General features: G+C 70.6%; 1 protein-coding gene and 1 pseudogene. Both read right to left on the bottom strand.

Annotated features, from left to right (window positions below; translation table 11 throughout):
* On the bottom strand, nt 1–1,114 hold a 1,114-nt coding region (locus G3N93_RS39965; protein ID WP_206135517.1), incomplete at its 3' end, for an Hsp70 family protein.
* A pseudogene (locus tag G3N93_RS39970) lies at nt 1,111–1,386 on the bottom strand (DUF2760 domain-containing protein); the annotation flags it as partial. The pseudogene G3N93_RS39970 and the gene G3N93_RS39965, both read right to left, overlap by 4 nt.
* Between the last annotated feature and the right edge of the window lie 174 nt (nt 1,387–1,560).

The following is a 1,560-nucleotide window of genomic DNA, read 5'->3' on the forward strand; positions in this document are numbered from 1 at the left end:
CGCCCGCGTCCTGCGCATACGGCAGGCCGAGCTGCGTCAGGCCGACACGGGCGCGGCTCACCGGGCGCGCGGCTGCGTCGACTTGCGGGAAGAAGCCTTCGAGGATCGTCTGCGTGAGTTCCGCGCGCGTCAGCTCCGTGCGGCTCGACCCGCCGATCAGCTTCGAGCCGCGGCTCGGCACGACGAGCGGCACTGCGTCGGTCGTCGGGTCGGACAGCAGCGTTTCCTTCGCGGAACGGCATGCGTACGTGAGCGCGCGCAGTTGCCACGGATCGGCCTGCGTGCCCTGCTGCGCGAGCTTGCGCGCCACGATATGCGCAAGCGCGAGGTCCATGTTGTCGCCGCCGAGCAGGATGTGCTCGCCGACCGCCACGCGATGCAGCTCGAGGTTGCCCTCACGCTCGACCACCGCGATCAGCGACAGGTCGGTCGTGCCGCCGCCGACGTCGACGCACAGGATCAGGTCGCCGACCTGCACCTGCTTGCGCCATCCGCCCTGGCTCTTCTGGATCCAGCTGTACAGCGCGGCCTGCGGCTCCTCGAGCAGCGTCATCCGCGAGTAGCCGGCGGCGCGGGCGGCCTCGGCCGTCAGTTCGCGTGCGGCCGGGTCGAACGATGCGGGGATCGTGACCGTCACGTCCTGGTCCGCGAACGGCGCATCGGGATGCGTGTGATCCCACGCTTCGCGCAGGTGCGTCAGGTAGCGGATCGAGCTTTCCAGCGGCGACACGCGCGCCACTTCCGGCGGCGCATCGCTCGGCAGGATCGCCGCGCGGCGGTCGACGCCCGGGTGGCACAGCCAGCTCTTCGCGCTCGACACGAGGCGGATCGGCGTGCCGGCGCCGCGCGTGCGCGCCATTTCGCCGACCGCGAACGCGCGCGAGGCCGTCCACGGCAGCGTCAGGTCGCCCTGCGTGAGTTCGCTTTCATGCGGCAGGTAGAGGAACGACGGCAGCAGGTCGCGCGACTCCAGCGCGCCGGGCGCGGTGAGCTGCGCGATCGGCAGCACCTGCTGCGTGATGGTTTCGCCGTCGCTCGCGGCGCTGTCGACATACGACAGCGCGCAGTGGGTCGTACCGAGATCGATACCGATCGAATAGCGCGGATCGCTCACAGTTCCACCTCCGCCGGTGCGACGACCGAGGCGTCGTGGCTGCCCGTCAGCTTCGGCAGGCGCACGTCGGCCACGCGCCAGCCGCGATGACTGACGGTGCCCGTGAACGGCGCGGCGCCGACCACGTTGCCCGTCACGCGCACGGCCGTTGCGTCGAAGCCGGCCGGCAGCGTCACGCGGCTGCCTTCGGCTTCGTCGCGCACCGGCACGATCGTGAAGTGTTCGCGCAGCGCGGCACGGCAGCCGTCGTGAACGAGGCGCGCGGCCGCGCCGCACTAGATCGGTAGAGCGTCGTGCAGGGAAAGGATGTGCGGACGCGCGTGAGGCGCGGGGGTCGCGCGCCGCTGAAAAAAAAAGACTGAGCGCGTCCGCTACTAGCAGCGCCACAAGATCACACCGTATACTCGACACAAGGCGACGCACCAGACGCGCACGCGCGACACAAA

The sequence above is a fragment of the Burkholderia sp. Se-20378 genome, assembly GCF_017104665.1.
GTDB lineage: Bacteria > Pseudomonadota > Gammaproteobacteria > Burkholderiales > Burkholderiaceae > Burkholderia > Burkholderia lata.